We start from the raw sequence: 16,555 nt of genomic DNA on the forward strand, positions 1-16,555 counted from the left end.
CTCAGCGCGGGGCAGCCTCGATCGGCTCCGCCGCCTGGCGCATGAGTTGCCACAAGGCTTCGACATGGTGCCGCTCGGTGGGCTCCGCCCCGATCGAGACCCGGGCCATCCAGCGGCCCCGCAGCATTGCCGGGGTGATGAAGGCCTGGCCCGAACGGTTGACCCGGTTCACCCAGTCCAAGGTGTGCTGATCCAGGGCCTCCCCACTCAGGCCCGGGGGTTCAAAGCGCACGCACACCGTCTGCAAGGGAACCGGGGCCAGTACCTTCCAGCCGGGGGTCGCCCGCACCTGGGCCTCGAGCCACCGGGCGTTCTCGAGGTCGCGGCGCAGCCGAGCCTGCAACCCTTCCACCCCCTGATCCTTGAGCGCAAACCAGATCTTGAGGGCGCGAAAACGCCGCCCCAACGGAATCCCCCAGTCTTTGTAGTTGCGGGCCTCAACCCCGCTGGCCAGGTACGAAGGGTTGGTGGACATGGCCCGGATGAGATGCTGTGGCTCCCGCACGAAATAGGCCGAGAGGTCCATGGCCATCCCCAGCCATTTATGTGGATTCACCGAGATCGAATCGGCCCACTCCACCCCCTCCCAAAGAGAGCGGCATTCCGGCAGCAGCATGGCTGAGCCGGCCATGGCCGCATCCACATGCAGCCAGAGACCCTGCTCGCGGCACAGTTCGGCAAGGTCGCGCACCGGGTCTATGGCCGTGGTGGCGGTAGTCCCCACCGCAGCCACCACCGCACAGGGCTTACGCCCCTGGGCCCGATCCCGCTCAATGGCCCCCGCAAGCGCATCCAGCCGCATGGCAAAACGGTCATCGGTCTCGATCAGCCGCAGGTTATCCTGACCAAACCCCGCCAACAGCGCGGCCTTGGGAACCGAGCTGTGGGCCTGGTCGGAGACATAGACCGTGAGGGGCTGCTCCTCGGCTTGCAAACCGCCCCGGTTCTGGGCATACCCGCTGGCCCGCTCCCGCGCGGTCAGCAGGGCCACCAGGGCTGCAGTAGAGGCGGTGTCTTGAATCACCCCTTGAAACCCCTCCGGCAACCCCAGCATCTGGCGCAGCCAGTCCATCATGGCCTCTTCCACCTCGCTCAAGGCCGGGGAAGCCTGCCAGGTAATCCCGGTCTGGCCCAGGCCCGTAGCCACAAGATCGGCCAGCACGGAAGAAAGCGGGGCATTGGAGGGAAACCAGGCGAAGAAATTAGGGCTTTGCCAATGGGTCAGGCCGGGCAGCAGGGCCTCGAGCTCCTCCTGAATCCCCTCGAATCCCTGAGGGCGCTGAGGCGGGGCCGGGTCGAAGAGGGCTTTGATCTCCCCCGGCTGTACCTGGGCCATTACCGGGAGCTGCTCGAGCCGGGCCCGGTACTCGGCAATCCAGTCAATCAAGGCATAGCCAACGCGCTTAAACTCCTCCGGTGACATAAGAAGAGTCTAACAGCCGAGGGGCCCCGTGCGGCCTTTGACTTTCGCCCCTTAACCTTCGAGAATAGCCCTGATGGAGATTACCCCCGAGCTGATCCACCGCCTCAGCCAGCTCTCCCGACTGGCCCTCACCCCAGAAGAAGAAGCCCGGCTGGAGGGCGAACTCCGGGCCATGGTGGGTTTTTTCGAGCAACTGGGCGAGCTCGAGACCGAGGGGCTTCCCGAGATGCCCCGACCGGTCGAACTCCATAACATCCTCCGCCCAGACGAGGTCCGCCCCTCCCTGGAACCAGAAGAGGCCCTTTCGGTGGCCATTGAGCAGGAAGAGGGGATGTTCCGAGTCCCCAGGGTCATCGAGTAAACCCCTGGCCAAAACCCCGTTCCAGCCGCGTAGACTTTAACCATGCTTGACCTCAAATTCATCCGTGAAAACCCTGAAGCCGTGCGTAAGGCCATTGAGCAAAAGGGCAGCAGCCTCAACCTGGACGAACTGCTGACCCTCGACCGGCAGGTGCTGGAGCTCAAGCGCCAAACTGAAGCCCTACAAGCCGAGCGCAACGCCAACGCCAAAGCCGCCGCCAAGGCCACGCCGGAGGAACGCCCGGCCCTCATCGAGCGGGGCAAGGCCATTGGCCATCAGCTCTCCGAACTCGAGCCCCAGCTTCGCGAGCTCGAGGGCAAGCTCAAGCAGCTGCTCTACCTCACCCCCACCCTTCCCTGGGAGGGTGCGCCGGTGGGTCCAGACGACAGCTTCAACCTCGAGACCCGTACCCACGGCCGGCCGCGCACCTTCTTGTTCGAGCCCCTGGACCATGTAGCCTTGATCGAAAAAAACGACTGGGGAGACCTCGAGCGGGCCGCCAAGGTCTCCGGTTCGCGCTCGTACATCCTCAAGGGCGACCTGATGCTCTACGAGCAAGCCCTGCTGCGCTTTGCCGTGGATCGCCTGATCGCCGCCGGCTTTACCCCCATGAGCGTTCCCGCCCTGACCAAGGAAGAGGTGCTCTATGGCCACGGGCAGTTCCCCACCGCCCGCGACCAGGTGTACTCGGTGAATGGAGGCGAGGCCTTCCTGGCTGGAACCGCTGAGGTTCTGCTCAACGGGCTCTACTCCGGTGAAATTCTGAACCAGGCCGAGCTGCCCAAGCTCCTCGCTGCCCTCTCCCCCTGCTTTCGCAGCGAGGCCGGGTCGGCGGGGAAGGACGTGCGGGGGTTGATGCGGGTCCATCAGTTCAACAAAGTCGAGCAGTACGTGCTCTGTCGGGCGGACTTAGAGGAGTCCAACCGCCTGTTCGAGACCATGCTCTCCCTCTCCGAGGGAATTTTGCAGGCCCTCGAGCTGCCTTACCGGGTCCTGGAGGTCTCCACCGGGGATATGGGCCTGGGCAAGTACCGCCAGGTAGACCTCGAAACCTGGGTCCCCAGCGAGGGAAGGTACCGTGAAACCCACTCCTGCTCGGCCCTGCTCGACTGGCAGGCCCGGCGGGCCAACCTGCGCTACCGCGACGCCGAGGGCAGGGTGCGTTACGCCTACACCCTCAACAACACCGCGCTGGCCACCCCGCGCATCCTGGTGATGCTCTTGGAAAACCACCAGAACGAAGACGGAACGGTGAACGTGCCCGAGGCGGTGAGGCCGTATTTCGGGAAGGCGAAACTCGAGGCGGCAAGGTAAAACCCGGCCATTCTGATGGCGGCCTGAAGCGAGCCCAAAAATGCCACGGTAGATTTGCTCGAGCCCTATCGTCCCCTCGAGGCACGGCAGAGGTGATGTTGATGCAGATGCGGTTGTACTTGCCCGTCACCCCGGCCATCGGGTAAATCTGCCCGTGAACAAACTCGTGGCGCAGCTCTCGACGGGCTTGACCATGCCCCCAATCTAGCAGGATGCTACAGGGCGTGGATTACGACCCCATCGCCCAGTTCTATGCCCTCAACTACGCCCATTACACCGACGACCTCGAGTTCTACGCCCGCCTAGCTGAAGATTACGGCGGCCCGGTGCTGGAGCTGGGGGCCGGGACCGGGCGGGTCAGCCGAGCCATCGCCCGGCGAGGCATTGAGGTGGTGGCGCTCGAGCCCTCCCCTGCGATGCGTCGCCTGGGGGTGGAGTACACCCAGGACCTGCCGGTGCGGTGGGTCTCCGGGGATATGCGCCGGCTGGAGGCCCTACGGCCCCGGCAAGCGTATCCCCTGATCATCGCCCCGTTCAACGCTTTCATGCACCTGTACACCCTCGAGGAGCAAGACGCCACCCTGTCTGGGATCGCCCAAAGCCTGGCCCAAGGCGGCCGTTTGGCTTTTGATCTCTACAACCCCGCCCATATCGGGCCGCAGGGGGTTTTGCAACACGAAGGGGACTACCCAGGCGGGATCAGCGTGTTCATTCATCAGACCCACGAAGCCGCCGTGCAATCGCTCACTACCCACTACCTGGTGGATCAACGCTCCTCCCGGGGGACGCTCAAGCGCCAGACCTTTACCCTCACCCAGCGCTACTTCACCCGCTATGAGCTCGAGCGCTGGCTACGTGCCTTCGGTTTCCACTTCCGCCTGTTTGGGGGATTCCACCGCGAGCCCTTCAGCGCAGAGGCTCCGGTCATGGCGGTTCTGGCTTGGCTCGGCTAAGGCTCTATCGCCGATTCAACCGGTATTACCGGTTGTCCAAAGTCAGGAGAGCCTCGAGGGTCTTGTTCTTAACCCGGCCGGTGATGTATACGCTGTACACACTTCCAGCCTTGAGCGAGGTGAGCGGAACCCGCAGCAACACGGTCTTATTTCCGGTCGGGCGCACGATCAAACCATACTCCCCGCTGGGGATAGAGACATAACGGGTGGCTTGTCCAAAGCGCATATAATCCGCCACCAGGGTGGTGGTCTTAGCCTTGGCATCAACGGCATAAAGGCTCAGCTGCGGGGCATCCGGCGAGGCCAAAACCGCCCGAATCCGCACCCCACTGGGGGCTTTTAGCCCTTCTCCACTGTCCAAGAAAAGTCGGGTAACGACCTTCTGGGGAGTCCCCAGCGCGGCCAGGGTGTACTTGTATCCATTGCGGAGATCAACCGTAGCAAGGCCTAGCCGAGGGGTGGTTTTACCGGTAGGGGTAACCCAGACCCGGAGGTTTCCTTTAGGCGCGGGCACATACTGGGTGAAGTTTTTGTACCCCTCCATGGCAAAGGATTTATGCCCATCCACCCAAACATCCACCGATCCCACCCCCTCGACCAGGTGAATGAAGCGGATCTCAGGGCTCCCCTGGGCCAAGCCCAAAGCGGCCAACGCTGCGACTAGGGATACCAGCAATCGTTTCATATTGCCCCTCCACCGTATTCCCTTCCCGACCTCTCAGCCCGAAAGGGAGGGGTTCTGGTGGGAGCCCCACCCGAATCCCCTCCCCACTGTACCCGTTCTTTAAGAAGCTCTGGTTAGCCTCATCACGCCGGGCGGACCGGTCTTTTAGGCGCGAGCGGCCGGCTGTACCTTCGGGCGTCGGGGTTTGCGCACCGGCTGTGCCGGTTTATGGGTCATGTGCTGAGCCCCACCCACCAAGGCCCAATCCAGCGCCTGGTCCAGGTTCTCCGCGAAGTGGAAGCGTAGGTTATGGCGCAGGTAGGCTGGGATGTCGGAGAGATCGGGCTCGTTTTGCTTGGGCAAAATCACCTCGCGGATCCCCGCCCGGCGCGCCCCCAGCACCTTCTCCTTGACCCCACCGATCGGCAGTACGCGCCCAGTCAGGGTGATCTCCCCGGTCATGGAAACATCGTTGCGCACAGGAACCTCAGCCAGGGCGGAGACCAGCGAGGCCGTGAGGGCAATCCCTGCTGAAGGGCCTTCTTTAGGTACCGCGCCCGCCGGCACATGGATGTGCACGTCAGAGTTGTCGAACTTCTCGAGCGGGATGCCCAGGCGAGCCGCGTTCTTCTTGGCGTAGGAAAGGGCAGCCCGGGCCGACTCCTTCATCACCTCACCGAGCTGTCCGGTAAGGATGAGCTGCCCCTTCCCCGGCATCACCGAGGTCTCGATGAACATAATGTCCCCACCCACCGGGGTGTAAAACATTCCGGTCGCCACCCCGATCTGGGGCTCCCTGGCCTCGCTCTCCGGCATATGCCGGGCCGGGCCCAGATACTTTTCCAAGTCGCCATCGGTGATGCGTACCCGCTTCTTGCCCTCCTCGAGGATCACCCGGGCGGCCTTGCGCAGCAGTGTACCGATTTCCCGCTCCAGGTTGCGCACCCCAGCCTCGCGGGTGTAGTGGGTGATCAGCCGGTTCAGGGCGGCCTCGGTGACCACAACCTGGTTCTCCTTGAGGCCGTTCTCGCTGAGTTGGCGCGGCAGGAGGTAACGCTTGGCGATCTCGAGCTTCTCCTGCTCGATGTAGCTGGTGAACTCGATCAGCTCCATGCGGTCCATCAGGGGCCCCGGAATGTTCTCGGGGAAGTTGGCGGTGCAGATGAACAGCACCTCGCTCATATCGAAGGGCACCCCCAGGTAGTGGTCGGTGAACTCCTTGTTCTGGGCCGGGTCGAGCAGCTCGAGCAGCGCCGCGGCTGGATCCCCCTGGTATCCCGCACCCAGCTTGTCCACCTCATCCAGCAAGAACACCGGGTTCTTGCTGCCGGCCTGTCGCAGGCCCTGGATGACCCGTCCGGGCAAAGCCCCGATGTAGGTGCGGCGATGCCCACGGATGTCCGACTCGTCCCGGGCCCCCCCCAGGCTGATGCGGTGGTATTTGCGCCCCAGGCTCTTGGCGATGGCCTTGGCAATCGAGGTCTTGCCCACCCCCGGAGGCCCCACAAACAGCAGGATGGGCCCCTTGGCCACCTCCTCCGCCGCCACCTCGCCCTTCTTGGCCCGCTCGAGCTTCAGCTTGCGTACCGCCAGGTATTCTAGCACCCGGTCTTTGACCTTCTCCAAGCCGTAGTGATCCTCGTCGAGGATCGCCTTGGCCTGCTTGAGGTCAATCTGATCTTCGGTGCGGATGTTCCAGGGCAGGCTCACGATCCAGTCCAGGTAGGTGCGCACCACACTGGCCTCAGCCGAGTCGGGGTGCATCCGGGCGAAGCGATTCAGTTCGCGCTCCACCTCAGGCCGCACGTTCTCCGGGAGTTGAAGGGCCGCAATCTTCTCGCGGAACTCCTCTACCTCCATCTCCCCTTCCTCGCCCCCCAGCTCGCGCTGAATGGCCTTCATCTGCTCGCGCAGATAAAACTCGCGCTGGTTCTTGTCCACCTCGTCTTTGACCTGCTGCTGGATGCGGCGCTGGGTCTCGAGCAAATCCAGTTCGGCATCGAGCAGGATTGCCACCCGCTTGAGCCGCTCAATGGCCGAGGCGGTCTCGAGCACCCGCTGCTTGTCCTCGAGCTTGAAATCGAGGTGAAAGGTGATGTAATCCGCGAGCTGCGAGGGGTCCTCGAGGTTGAGGATGAACTGCGCCACCTCAGGGGTCAGATACTTCCCCTCTTTCAGCAGGCGCTCGAAGCGCTCCTTGACCTCGCGAAAGAGGGCCTTGAGCTCGGTAGCTCGGCCCTCCTCCTCCTCGATTCGGGTAACCTTGGCCGAGAGGTAACCGTCCTCCTGGGTAAAGGTCTCCACCCGGGCCCGGGCGAAAGCCTGCACCAGCATCTGCACCGAACCATCGGCGTTCTTGCGCATCCGCAGGATGTTGCAGGCCGTACCTACCTCATAGAGGTCCGAACCGGAGGGCTCTTCCACATCCTTGTCGCGCTGGCTAACGATTAGAATGACCCGCTCCTGGGCCAAAGCTGCGTCTATGGCTCGGATTGAAACCGGTCGCCCGGCATCAATCGGCATCACCATGCTGGGATAAATCACCGAGCCACGCACCGGACACACCGGAAGGGTTTCGGGGAGATGGGTATTGACGGGGGTATCAATCTTGGAGTCGCTCATATGCATTCTCCGTATTGCTGAAGTCTAGAGCCTGGGCCAACGGAAAGAGTAAGGATGCAACCACTCCGGCATAGCATGAACTATGAGCGTGGTTATGTCAAGTTTACTATTTAAAGCGCTAGCAATCGGCACCTTATCCACATTCCTGCTCCATACCAGCCTCGAGGTCCGGCCCCATCTCCCAGTATCTACGATCGGCCCGACCTTTATTGTTACGCAGGTTTACCCCACGGGAGTGTAGCCCCCATGGGAAGCCCCGTTGGGTTTTACCCGCGGCTTCAGGTTCCCAAAAAAACCCGGACCTCATCCCCCCTGGGGGGTGTCCCGTTGCTGCAGTGCAGGGCCGCGGCAGCCGCGGCGAACTCGAGCCCCTCCAGCTCCCCTTTCCCCTGGGCCAGGGCCAGGGCCAAAGCCCCATGAAACACGTCTCCCGCACCGGTGGTGTCTTGGACATGCACTCGATAAGCCGGAAGGTGTCCCCCCGGATAGACCACCCCCTCAGGGCCGAGGGTTACCGCTGCCCACACCCGTTCTTTGCTCAGCCGCTCCAGCAGGGCCTGAACCCCCCCCACGCTCTGTGCGAACTCCTGCGAAGCCACCACATGGGTGCTCACCTGCACCAGCGACCAGTCGCCAGGCCGGTCTCGGTCGAGGTCGAGCAAGACCGGGAGCGACCGCCGGTGGGCAAACTGCCCCAGGCGCAGCCCCCCATCGGGCCAGCGCCCATCCAGCAGCAAGGCATCCGCACCTTCTAAAATCCGCTCCGCATTCAGCACCAAGGCTTCGGGCAGCTCGGGGCGGTAGGGAAAAATATGCCGCTCGCCGTCTGGGGCCACCAGGACCGCCGAGACCGGGGTTGCCGCGCCCATCTGGAAATGGGTTTTGACCCGCTCGGCCCGAAGAAGCGCCTCGAGCCGCTCCCCAGCCGCATCATCCCCTCGGCGGCTCACCAGGTGGGCCTCTCCGCCCAGCCGAGCAATCGCCACCGCACCCACCGCCGCTGGCCCCCCTACCGCCTCTCGGTAGGCCCGTACCCCGGTGCGGCTGTGGGTAGGGGGAAACTGCTCCACGTAGTAGCGCTGGTCCAGGCAGGCCCAGCCGCAGGAAACTACCTTGGCCATACCAGCCCCCACTCCTCAGGGCTCGGGGGGAGAACCTTCAAGCCCAGCCAGGCGCACAGCTCCATCAAGGCGGGTTGATGGCTGCCCATCCCCAAAACCATGTGGTGGGGAATGCGGTGGTTGAGCCAACTGGCCAAAAACTGCTCGGGGTTGAGATCCTGATCAGCCCAGGAGGCGCGGGTCATCCAGCCGGAATTGCCATCATAGCCCTTCTCGCCGCTCAGCGCCCCCCCGTAAACCACGGCCCTTCGATCGGGCAGAAGGCGGATTCCGCTGACCGCACCCGGCCTGAGGCTCATATCCCGCACGGCGGGAACCCCCCGATTGAAGTGGGGGACCAGCCGGGTAGGACCATCTGTCCAGGCTTTAGGGGCTTCCCCCCCATGCCAGAGCATCAGCCCTCGAGAGGAAAGATGGGAAAGATCAAGCAGGATGGAAGGCTGCCCGCTGACCGCGTTCAGCGCCAGCATCGAGGCCAGGCCCAAGAGGTCGCCTTCCGCCGCCCAGACCTGCCCCTGGTCGGCGAGCCGGGCCATCGCGGAGTAGGCCATTACCCCGGTTTTCTCCGGGATTTCCGGCCACTCCCGCAAGGCCACCCCGTCGTAGCCCTGGGCCAGTTGGGAAAGGGCCAGCTCGAGCCGCAGGGTAGGCCGCAGTTCCTCCTTGGAGTACGCGGTGGGCTCACCAAGGGCTTCCAGGCGCTCCTCCACCGCCAAATCGGGAATTCGCTCCAGGGCAAGCCAGAGCTCGTCCAGGGAAGCCCTCTCCACCATCAGCCCAGTTTCTATCGGGGTTTCGAAGGCAAAAAATCCAGGGGCAGTACCCCCCAGCCACAGCACCCGCCCAGAGCGGAGCACCCGAGCCCCCCGCAGCGCCCCCAGGCTGAGCTCGAGGCGGGCCTGAAACCACGGGTCTTCAACGTGGCCGTAAAACCACTTGACCGGGCCAATCCGCGAGGCTGGACTCCCCTGCGCCCCCACTAGGGAAACCCCCAGGTTGAGCCCGCAAAGGGCATTTTGCGGCAGCGGCCCCCGATCCCAAACCTCAGGAAGCGCCCACAACCCCACCGGTATGGGCAGTTCCAGCAGAGGAACAAACACCTCGCCGGTGGAGAAGGTGACGTGCTGGATGAGGAGCAGGTCGAGGTTCGCGGCCTGGGCCGCTCGAGCCGCGGCTTGGGCCTGGGCTTCGTCAGCAACCGGCTCTGCCGTATATGCGAGCTCGAAACCAAGTTTGAGTCCAAGGGCCCTAAGGGCCTCCAGAGACCGAGTTTCCAGCCCTAACTTGGACCCCCGGAACAGGGGCCGCACAATGGGAACAACGCCTAGACGCAGCATATTTTGGGTTAGCCTTTGACCCCGCCTTGGGTTAAGCCGCCCACCACCCGCTCCTGGAACAAAGCGATGATCAGCGCCACCGGAACCAAGGCCACCACCAGGGCTGCCGAGATCAGGGGCCAGGGGAAAGAATACTCGCCTTGGTAAAGCTGAATCCCTACCGGTAAGGTGCGCATGGCTTTGGCCGGGAGCAGTGTGGAGGCCAGCAAAAACTCGTCCCAGCTGTTCACAAAAGCCAGGATTGCCGCGGTGAATACTCCCGGTGCGGCCAGCGGCATCACCACCCGCCACAGCGCCCCCACCCGGGTCGAGCCGTCAATCATCGCGGCGGACTCGAGGTCGCGGGGAATCCCGGCAAAAAAGCTCACCAGCGTGAGCGTCGCCACCGGCAGGGAGAGGGCCGCGTGGGGCAGGATCAGGGCCAGGTAGTTGTTGCGCAAGCCCAGCTCGGTGAAGGTTTGATACAGCGGGACCATCAGCGAGGCCACCGGGAACATCGAAATCCCCACCATCAGCGAGAGGATCAGCCCCCGCCGGGGCACCTGCAGCCGGGCCAGGGCATAGGCCGCCAGGCTGGCCACACCCACGCATAGCAGGGTAGAGCAAACTCCGACCACCACGCTGTTGAAGAAATAGCGTCCTAACGGCTGCTCACGAAAGGCTTGCAGGTAATTTTGAAAGGTGGGGTGCTGGGGCCAGTAGGTGATGGGCAGGCGAGTGAGCTCCCCCTCGAGCTTCAACGAGGTGAAGAAAATCCACAGGGCCGGGAAAAACCCGTTCACCACTACAATCGCCGCCGCAATCCAGAGCCAGACTCGAGGGGAACGCAGAAAGTTCATACCCACCCCCAGGGCTCGAGGGGCCATACCCACCTACCGCTCCGAGGTTCCCGCGCACTCCGCGTTTTACCCATAGCCTTAGCCATCATCCCCTCGCACATAGCGCAGGTACACCACCGTGATGGCCAGGCTGACCAGGAACAGCAGCACCGCCAACGCCGAGCCATAGCCGAAGTTGAGGTTTTCGATGCTCTCCGTACGCACATACATGGCCAGGGTCTCGGTGGCGGTTCCAGGCCCCCCTTTGGTCATGGCGTAGGGGATGTCAAAGGTTTGAAAGGCCGTGATGGTGCGGAAGATCAAGGCCACCAAAATGGCGGGCGTGAGCAAGGGCAGGGTGATGCGCCAAAACCCCTGCCAGCGACTGGCCCCGTCTACCTCGGCTGCTTCGTACAGCTCGCTGGGGATCACCTGCAACCCCGCCAGCAAAATCAAGGCCACAAACGAGCTGGTTTTCCAGACGATGGTCCAGCAAATCGCCCAGAAGGCCAAGGTGGGTTGAATCAACCAGTATTCCCGGTTCAGCCCCAGCCGCATTAGCACGTCGTTGACGATGCCGTACTGGCTGTCGAAAAACCACTGGAAGATCAGCCCCACGAAAATCAGGGGCAGCGCCCAGGGCAGCAGCAGCCCTAGGCGCACCGGCCATTTGATGCGGAAGGGTAGGTTGGCGATCAGGGCCAGCAACAACCCCACCACCAAAGCCCCTGGAACCGTCACCACCACGATTTTCACCGTGTTCCAAAAAGCGTTCCAAAAGCGATCATCCGCCAGCGCCTGGGCGTAGTTGGCCAATCCAATGAAGGTGGCCTGGGGGCCTTCGCTCAGGCGCTGCTTGAAAAAGCTGGTGTAGATCAGCCGCCCCACCGGGTATAGCGCGATCAATCCCAGAAGCAACCCCGCAGGCAACAACAGCCAAAAGGCCAACGCCCCCTCCGAGAGATCTCCGAAGCTGCGGCGGTACCGGCGCTCAGATCGAATCATGGCACAGTCTGGGTATGCGGCACATGCGGCCTCATTTGCCGCTGTAAATCGCCTGCAAGCCGGCGATCACCTCTTTGGCCGCCGCATCCGGGGTTTTGGTGCGGGCCAACACCGCGTTCAAGGCCTTGCGCATCACATCCGCGATCTCGGGGTAACGCGGGCTCACCGGGCGCGAGCGGGCGCTGAGCACCACCGGCAAGGCATCGGCAAACCAAGGATTGGCCTTGAGCACATCGGGGTCTTTGTACAGCGCAGGGTAGACCGGCAGGTTGGAAGCATCGACCGCCAGGATCTTGGAAGCTTCGGGGCTGGTCAGGTACTTGACCACCTTGTAGGCCAGGGCTTTGTTCCTGGAAAAGTCGGAGATGGTCCACTGCCATCCTCCCAGGCAGCTGGCCGCGCGTCCGCCTTCAAACTTGGGGAGCGGCACCACCCCGATCTTCCCTTTGACCTGGCTATCGGGGTCGGTTTGGAACCTGTTCCAGGCATAGGCAAACAGCGTGCCGAAAATCCACCGCCCCTGCTGCATCTCATTGCGGATGGTATCCTGGGCCTTTTCGGCCATATTGGGTGGGGAAACCTTGTACTTGTCCATCAGGTCGAGCCAGAACTGGAGGGAGGCTCTGGCCTGGTCTTCGGTCAGGGTCAGCTTGCCGTTTTTGTCGGCCACGTCATTGCCACTGGCCCAGATCGGCAAGAGGAAGCTGCACACCGTGCCCTCAGAGATGTTGCCCATGAAGCCAATGCCGTTCAGATTGGGGTTTTTCTCACCCGCAAGGATGGTCTGGGCGGCCTTGATGGTCTCATCCCAGGTGGTGGGGGGTTTGAGGCCATACTTCTCGAGCAGATCCTTGCGGTAGTACAAAAACTCCGCATCGGCGAACGAGGGTAGAGCGTAGAGCTTGCCATCAATCTCGTCCGCCTGGGCGTAGGCCGGGAGCAACTGCTTGAGCAGGTTGGCCTTGGAAACCCCCGGTAGATACTTGTCCAGGGGGTCGGCCCACTTGGCCGCGGCATACTGCGCAGGCCGCACGATGTCAATCAAAATGGCGTCGATCGAGGGGTCGCGGGAGGCCAGCACCGTGGTCAGGTATTGTTGCTGCTGATCCGAAGTGGCCCCGCCGACCTCGACCTCGACCTTCACCCCAGGGTTGGCCTTCTCAAAGTTGTCGAGGATTTTGCGCCAAATCTCCGGGCGCTGCTGTCCACCCACAAAAACCCGAATCTTAGTCTGCGCCATCGCAAACGAGAGGGCGAACACTCCCAACCAAAGCCATACCAGCTTCTTCATGCAGTTCCTCCTTTTAGATCTATCCCCAGTTTAACCAGTTCTTCCAACAAAAGTTCGTTGATCAAAACCCCCTCCTGTATCGCCTTCGCCCGAAGGGCCGCCCGGCGCGCACCGGGAATGCGGGCTCCGGCCGCTTCCAAAGCGGCGACCAGCTGGGCGGCTTTGGCCTTGTACCCACCGCCAAACCCCACGGGGTCGAAAGCGACGAGCAGAAGCCCCGGCTTGGCCGCTTGCTCTGCCGGAGCCCAGGGCAAAGGCAGCTCCGACGAGAGCACCTCTCCCGCCAGCGCTCCGGCCAAAAGCTCGACCAGAACCGCCAGAGCGAAGCCTTTCCCCCCACCAATAGGGAGAAGGGAACCCTCGAGCGCCGCCTTGGCGTCCGTGGTGGGGTTTCCTTGCTTGTCCAGGGCCCAGCCCTCCGGGATCGGCGCGTTGCGCTTGGCGGCGTTGATAATCTTGCCTCGAGCCACCACCGAGACCGAGGTGTCTACAATGATGGGCTCGGGCTCCGCCGGGGCTCCGAGAGCGATGGGATTGGTGCCTAAGACCGGACCCGGCGCGATCGCGGGGGGGGTGTTGGCGAAAGCCAATCCCACAAGCCCTTGAGCGGCCAGACGGCCCACATAAGCCGATAACACCCCACTGTGCCCGGCCCCGCGCACCGCGAGGGTCGCGCAGCCCTGCTCCTTGGCCAAAGGGGCCAGCTCTTGTACCGCCCGTAACCCGGCCACCGGGCCAGGGGCCCCATCGGCATAGAGAAGGGCCAGGCTCGGCCGGATACGCTCCAAGCGCAGCTCCGGTCGGGCTTTCAATCCCCCCGCCTGGATCTGCCCGGTGTACTGAGCGATCCGCGAGAGCCCATGCCCCGCGTTGCCTTCGAGCTCGGCCTCGAGGATCACCTCGGTGATCTGGGCGGCGTGCTGAGGCGACAGGCCCAGCCCCTCGAAATGGCCCCTAACCCGCTGCTGCAGTTCGGCGAAGGGCACCCTCATAGTCTCCCCAGCTGTTGCAGCACACCCTCAGCCACGCGCAGCCCCACCGCCTCCTGGGCTTCTGCCGTAAGCCCAGCCACATGGGGCGTAATCCACAAACCCTCCACCCCCCGCAGCCGGTGCCCCTCCGGCAGGGGTTCGGGATCAGTCACGTCCAGCACAGCCCCAGCCAACCGACCGGAGCCCAGCGCAACCGCCAAATCCTCCCCGTGCACCAGCTCACCTCGAGCGGTATTGATGAGGTAGGCCCCCTTGGGCATCAGAGCTAAGGTCTCGGCCCGAATCAGGTGCTTGGTCTGGGGCGTGAGCGGGGCATGGAGCGAGAGGAACCGGGCCTGCCGCAATACCTCCTCGGTGGAGATCAGGCCAATCTCCAGGTCTTCAACGGCGCTTTCCCACTCGAGCCGCAGCGGGTCCGAAGCCACCACCCGTATGCCGAATGCCCGGGCCCGCCGTGCCACCCGCAACCCCACCTCCCCCAAGCCAATCAGGCCCAAGGTCTTGCCCATCAACTCAAACCCCCCAAACGCGCTCCGGTTCCATCCCCCCTCCGCCACATGCCGGGCGGCTCCCGAAAGGTTGCGTGCCAGGTGGAGCATCGCGGCCATGACGTACTCCGCTACCGCGTTGGCATTGATACCCCGGGCAAAGTAAAGCTGTACCCCTCGGGCCTTGAGTTCCGGCTGGTGGATATTGTCCAGCCCAACCCCCAAGCGTCCGACCACCCTGAGCTTAGGGGCGGCCTCCAACAGCTCCGCATCCACCTGGGTCTGGTTGCGCACAATTAGGGCGGTGGCCTCGGCCAGTTGGGCCTTCAAGCGCGCACGGTCCTTCCACAAGTTGGGGTCGTAGAGCACCTCCAAGCCCCCTAGGCGCAGGCGCTCGAGGCCGGAAGGGGTCATGAACTCACATACCACGATCATGCGGCCTCTCCCTGCTGGGGTGGGCACTTCACATCGCCATAGGAACAAAACACACAGCAATCCCCCGCTTTAGGACGCAGCCAGGTATGGCAGCTCGGACATTCATACAACCGCACACAGGCCTCCGTCGGCATGGTTTCGGTCTGCTTGAAACCACAGGCTGGACAGGTGAGGGTGCTCTTCAGGGTCATCACGCACTCGGGTACAGCTTGGTGATCACGAACTCCTCGTGCCGCAACAACTCAGCCGCGGTCATCCGTCCATTCACGGTGCGCTCAAAGGCGTCCAGGATGCGCTCAGCGGCCTGATCCAGGGTGATCTCCCCCACCAGCAAGTCCGGCAGTGGTACATCAATGTGCTCGCTCATGGTGGAGCAGGTGATGGGGTTGGGGGAAACCTTGATGACCGGGATCAACGGATGGCCCACCACATTGCCCTGCCCGGTGGTAAAGAAGTGCAGCACACTCCCCCCCGCCGCACAGAGCGTCACCTGCTCGGCCCCGGCCGAAGAGGAGTTCATGAACACCAAGCCCTGGCCCGGCTTGACCTCCTCAGCGTAGTCCAAGACGGCATTCACCGGCCTCGAGCCGGTCTTTTGGATGTTGCCCAGGGCCTTTTCCTCGATGGTGGAAAGCCCACCCCGGATGTTCCCCTCGGTGGGCTGCGACCCCAGCAGATCCACCCCCTGCCCCTGGATCATCCGGATGTAGTCGTCGTAGATCTGCTGGAACTTCTTTCTGAGCGCGGGCGTAGCGCAGCGACCGGCAATCAGGTGCTCACCCCCGGTCAGCTCCGAGGTCTCGCCAAAGATGACCGAGGCGCCCAGGTCCACCAAGCGATCCACCGCCCGACCTTGGGCCGGGTTGCCTGCCAGCCCCAGGGTGGGGTCAGACTCGCCACACTTGATCGAGAGCACCAGGTCCGAGACCTCGATGGGCTCGCGCCGCAGCTCCGAGGCCTCCTGAGCCAAGCGGTAGGCCGCTCGAGCCGCCCGATTGACCGTGTTTAAATCACCGTGCCGCTCGATGGAAAAAGTCTCCACGGGTTTCCCGGTTTGAGCGATCCCCTCAGCCACCCGCTCAGTCCATTTGGGCTCGATGCCGATGACCACCACCCCATACACATTGGGGTTGGCTCCGGTACCCGAGAGGGTGCGGAAGGTCAGCTCTAGGTCCGGCCCAAACTGAAGCCGACCGTAGGGGTGAGGCAGGGCCCTCGAGCCATTGATCAGCCGGGCCACCCCCTCAGCCGCCGAGTTGGAGAGGTCGTCCACCGGCAGTACCAGCACATGGTTGCGCACCCCCACCCTTCCATTGGCCCGGCGATACCCGGTAAGCTGCATGGACGCGGGCTTCTTGCGCGGCATCACTTCCCACCCTTCTTGGCCTTGGCGGGCCGGCCGTAATCCCAGCGCAGGGTGCGAAGGTTGTGTACGTGCACATACCCCCCTTTCTTGACCGAGCGGGTCATCCGCCCCACCCGCTCGCCATACTCGATCACCACATGACCTTCCGGCATATCCTTCAGCGCCACCTTATGCCCCAAGGGGATATCCTCGAGCACCTGAACCTTGTGGGGCCGCTCCCCGTCCAGCGTCTGGATCTCCAGGGTCTCTCCCGTCTTTAGATCCGCTACCGCAACCGCAACATCATCCGTGGTTTTATGCGCCAGCGCTCGATGCGCCACTTGAACCTCCTTTGCTTGTGGTTGAGATTTTATATCTAAAATCTA

At 63.2% G+C, this 16,555-nt stretch carries 16 protein-coding genes; 3 read left to right on the top strand and 13 right to left on the bottom strand.

Annotated features, from left to right (window positions below):
* Position 1 precedes the first annotated feature (1 nt).
* Positions 2-1,423, bottom strand: a complete 1,422-nt coding sequence (locus Mgrana_RS08145; protein ID WP_119357112.1) for a pyridoxal phosphate-dependent decarboxylase family protein — start codon at positions 1,421-1,423, stop codon at positions 2-4.
* A 73-nt stretch (positions 1,424-1,496) separates the two neighbouring features.
* Here Mgrana_RS08145 and gatC point away from each other — a divergent pair, with 73 nt between their 5' ends.
* From gatC to Mgrana_RS08160, 3 genes are all read left to right on the top strand, one after another.
* On the top strand, positions 1,497-1,784 hold the full coding sequence (gene gatC, locus Mgrana_RS08150; protein WP_119357113.1) for an Asp-tRNA(Asn)/Glu-tRNA(Gln) amidotransferase subunit GatC: 288 nt from the start codon (positions 1,497-1,499) through the stop codon (positions 1,782-1,784).
* Positions 1,785-1,826: 42 nt separating this feature from the next.
* Positions 1,827-3,098, top strand: coding sequence for a serine--tRNA ligase (gene serS / locus Mgrana_RS08155; RefSeq protein ID WP_119357114.1), 1,272 nt, complete (start codon positions 1,827-1,829; stop codon positions 3,096-3,098).
* Between the two features lie 212 nt (positions 3,099-3,310).
* Entirely contained in the window at positions 3,311-4,051 is a 741-nt protein-coding gene (locus Mgrana_RS08160; RefSeq protein WP_206075066.1) for a class I SAM-dependent methyltransferase, read from the top strand.
* Between the two features lie 25 nt (positions 4,052-4,076).
* Here the strand turns inward: Mgrana_RS08160 and Mgrana_RS08165 are convergent, their stop codons facing one another.
* From Mgrana_RS08165 to Mgrana_RS08220, 12 genes are all read right to left on the bottom strand, one after another.
* Positions 4,077-4,736, bottom strand: coding sequence for a DUF4397 domain-containing protein (locus Mgrana_RS08165; RefSeq protein WP_119357115.1), 660 nt, complete (start codon positions 4,734-4,736; stop codon positions 4,077-4,079).
* Positions 4,737-4,880: 144 nt separating this feature from the next.
* On the bottom strand, positions 4,881-7,337 hold the full coding sequence (gene lon, locus Mgrana_RS08170) for an endopeptidase La (RefSeq protein WP_119357116.1): 2,457 nt from the start codon (positions 7,335-7,337) through the stop codon (positions 4,881-4,883).
* Between the two features lie 278 nt (positions 7,338-7,615).
* Positions 7,616-8,458, bottom strand: a complete 843-nt coding sequence (locus Mgrana_RS08175) for a PfkB family carbohydrate kinase (protein WP_119357117.1) — start codon at positions 8,456-8,458, stop codon at positions 7,616-7,618.
* Positions 8,446-9,795, bottom strand: coding sequence for a fucose isomerase (locus Mgrana_RS08180; protein ID WP_119357118.1), 1,350 nt, complete (start codon positions 9,793-9,795; stop codon positions 8,446-8,448). The genes Mgrana_RS08175 and Mgrana_RS08180 overlap by 13 nt, the downstream gene beginning before the upstream one ends.
* An 8-nt stretch (positions 9,796-9,803) precedes the next feature.
* Positions 9,804-10,634 (bottom strand): carbohydrate ABC transporter permease, encoded by an 831-nt coding sequence (locus Mgrana_RS08185; protein ID WP_119357144.1) that lies wholly within the window; start codon positions 10,632-10,634, stop codon positions 9,804-9,806.
* 78 nt (positions 10,635-10,712) lie between these two features.
* The gene (locus Mgrana_RS08190) at positions 10,713-11,618 is read right to left on the bottom strand and encodes a carbohydrate ABC transporter permease (RefSeq protein WP_119357119.1); all 906 of its coding nucleotides are present in this window, start codon (positions 11,616-11,618) and stop codon (positions 10,713-10,715) included.
* A 31-nt stretch (positions 11,619-11,649) separates the two neighbouring features.
* Entirely contained in the window at positions 11,650-12,909 is a 1,260-nt protein-coding gene (locus Mgrana_RS08195) for an ABC transporter substrate-binding protein (protein WP_119357120.1), read from the bottom strand.
* The gene (locus Mgrana_RS08200) at positions 12,906-13,901 is read right to left on the bottom strand and encodes an Ldh family oxidoreductase (RefSeq protein ID WP_119357121.1); all 996 of its coding nucleotides are present in this window, start codon (positions 13,899-13,901) and stop codon (positions 12,906-12,908) included. Before Mgrana_RS08200 ends, Mgrana_RS08195 begins: the two co-directional genes overlap by 4 nt.
* Positions 13,898-14,824, bottom strand: coding sequence for a hydroxyacid dehydrogenase (locus Mgrana_RS08205; RefSeq protein WP_119357122.1), 927 nt, complete (start codon positions 14,822-14,824; stop codon positions 13,898-13,900). The genes Mgrana_RS08200 and Mgrana_RS08205 overlap by 4 nt, the downstream gene beginning before the upstream one ends.
* Positions 14,821-15,015 (bottom strand): GDCCVxC domain-containing (seleno)protein, encoded by a 195-nt coding sequence (locus Mgrana_RS17245; protein ID WP_119357123.1) that lies wholly within the window; start codon positions 15,013-15,015, stop codon positions 14,821-14,823. Before Mgrana_RS17245 ends, Mgrana_RS08205 begins: the two co-directional genes overlap by 4 nt.
* Positions 15,015-16,190 (bottom strand): UxaA family hydrolase, encoded by a 1,176-nt coding sequence (locus Mgrana_RS08215; protein ID WP_119357124.1) that lies wholly within the window; start codon positions 16,188-16,190, stop codon positions 15,015-15,017. The genes Mgrana_RS17245 and Mgrana_RS08215 overlap by 1 nt, the downstream gene beginning before the upstream one ends.
* Positions 16,190-16,510, bottom strand: coding sequence for a UxaA family hydrolase (locus tag Mgrana_RS08220; RefSeq protein WP_119357125.1), 321 nt, complete (start codon positions 16,508-16,510; stop codon positions 16,190-16,192). Before Mgrana_RS08220 ends, Mgrana_RS08215 begins: the two co-directional genes overlap by 1 nt.
* Positions 16,511-16,555 lie beyond the last annotated feature (45 nt).

It is taken from the genome of Meiothermus granaticius NBRC 107808, assembly GCF_003574355.1.
In the GTDB taxonomy this organism is placed as follows: Bacteria; Deinococcota; Deinococci; order Deinococcales; family Thermaceae; genus Meiothermus; species Meiothermus granaticius.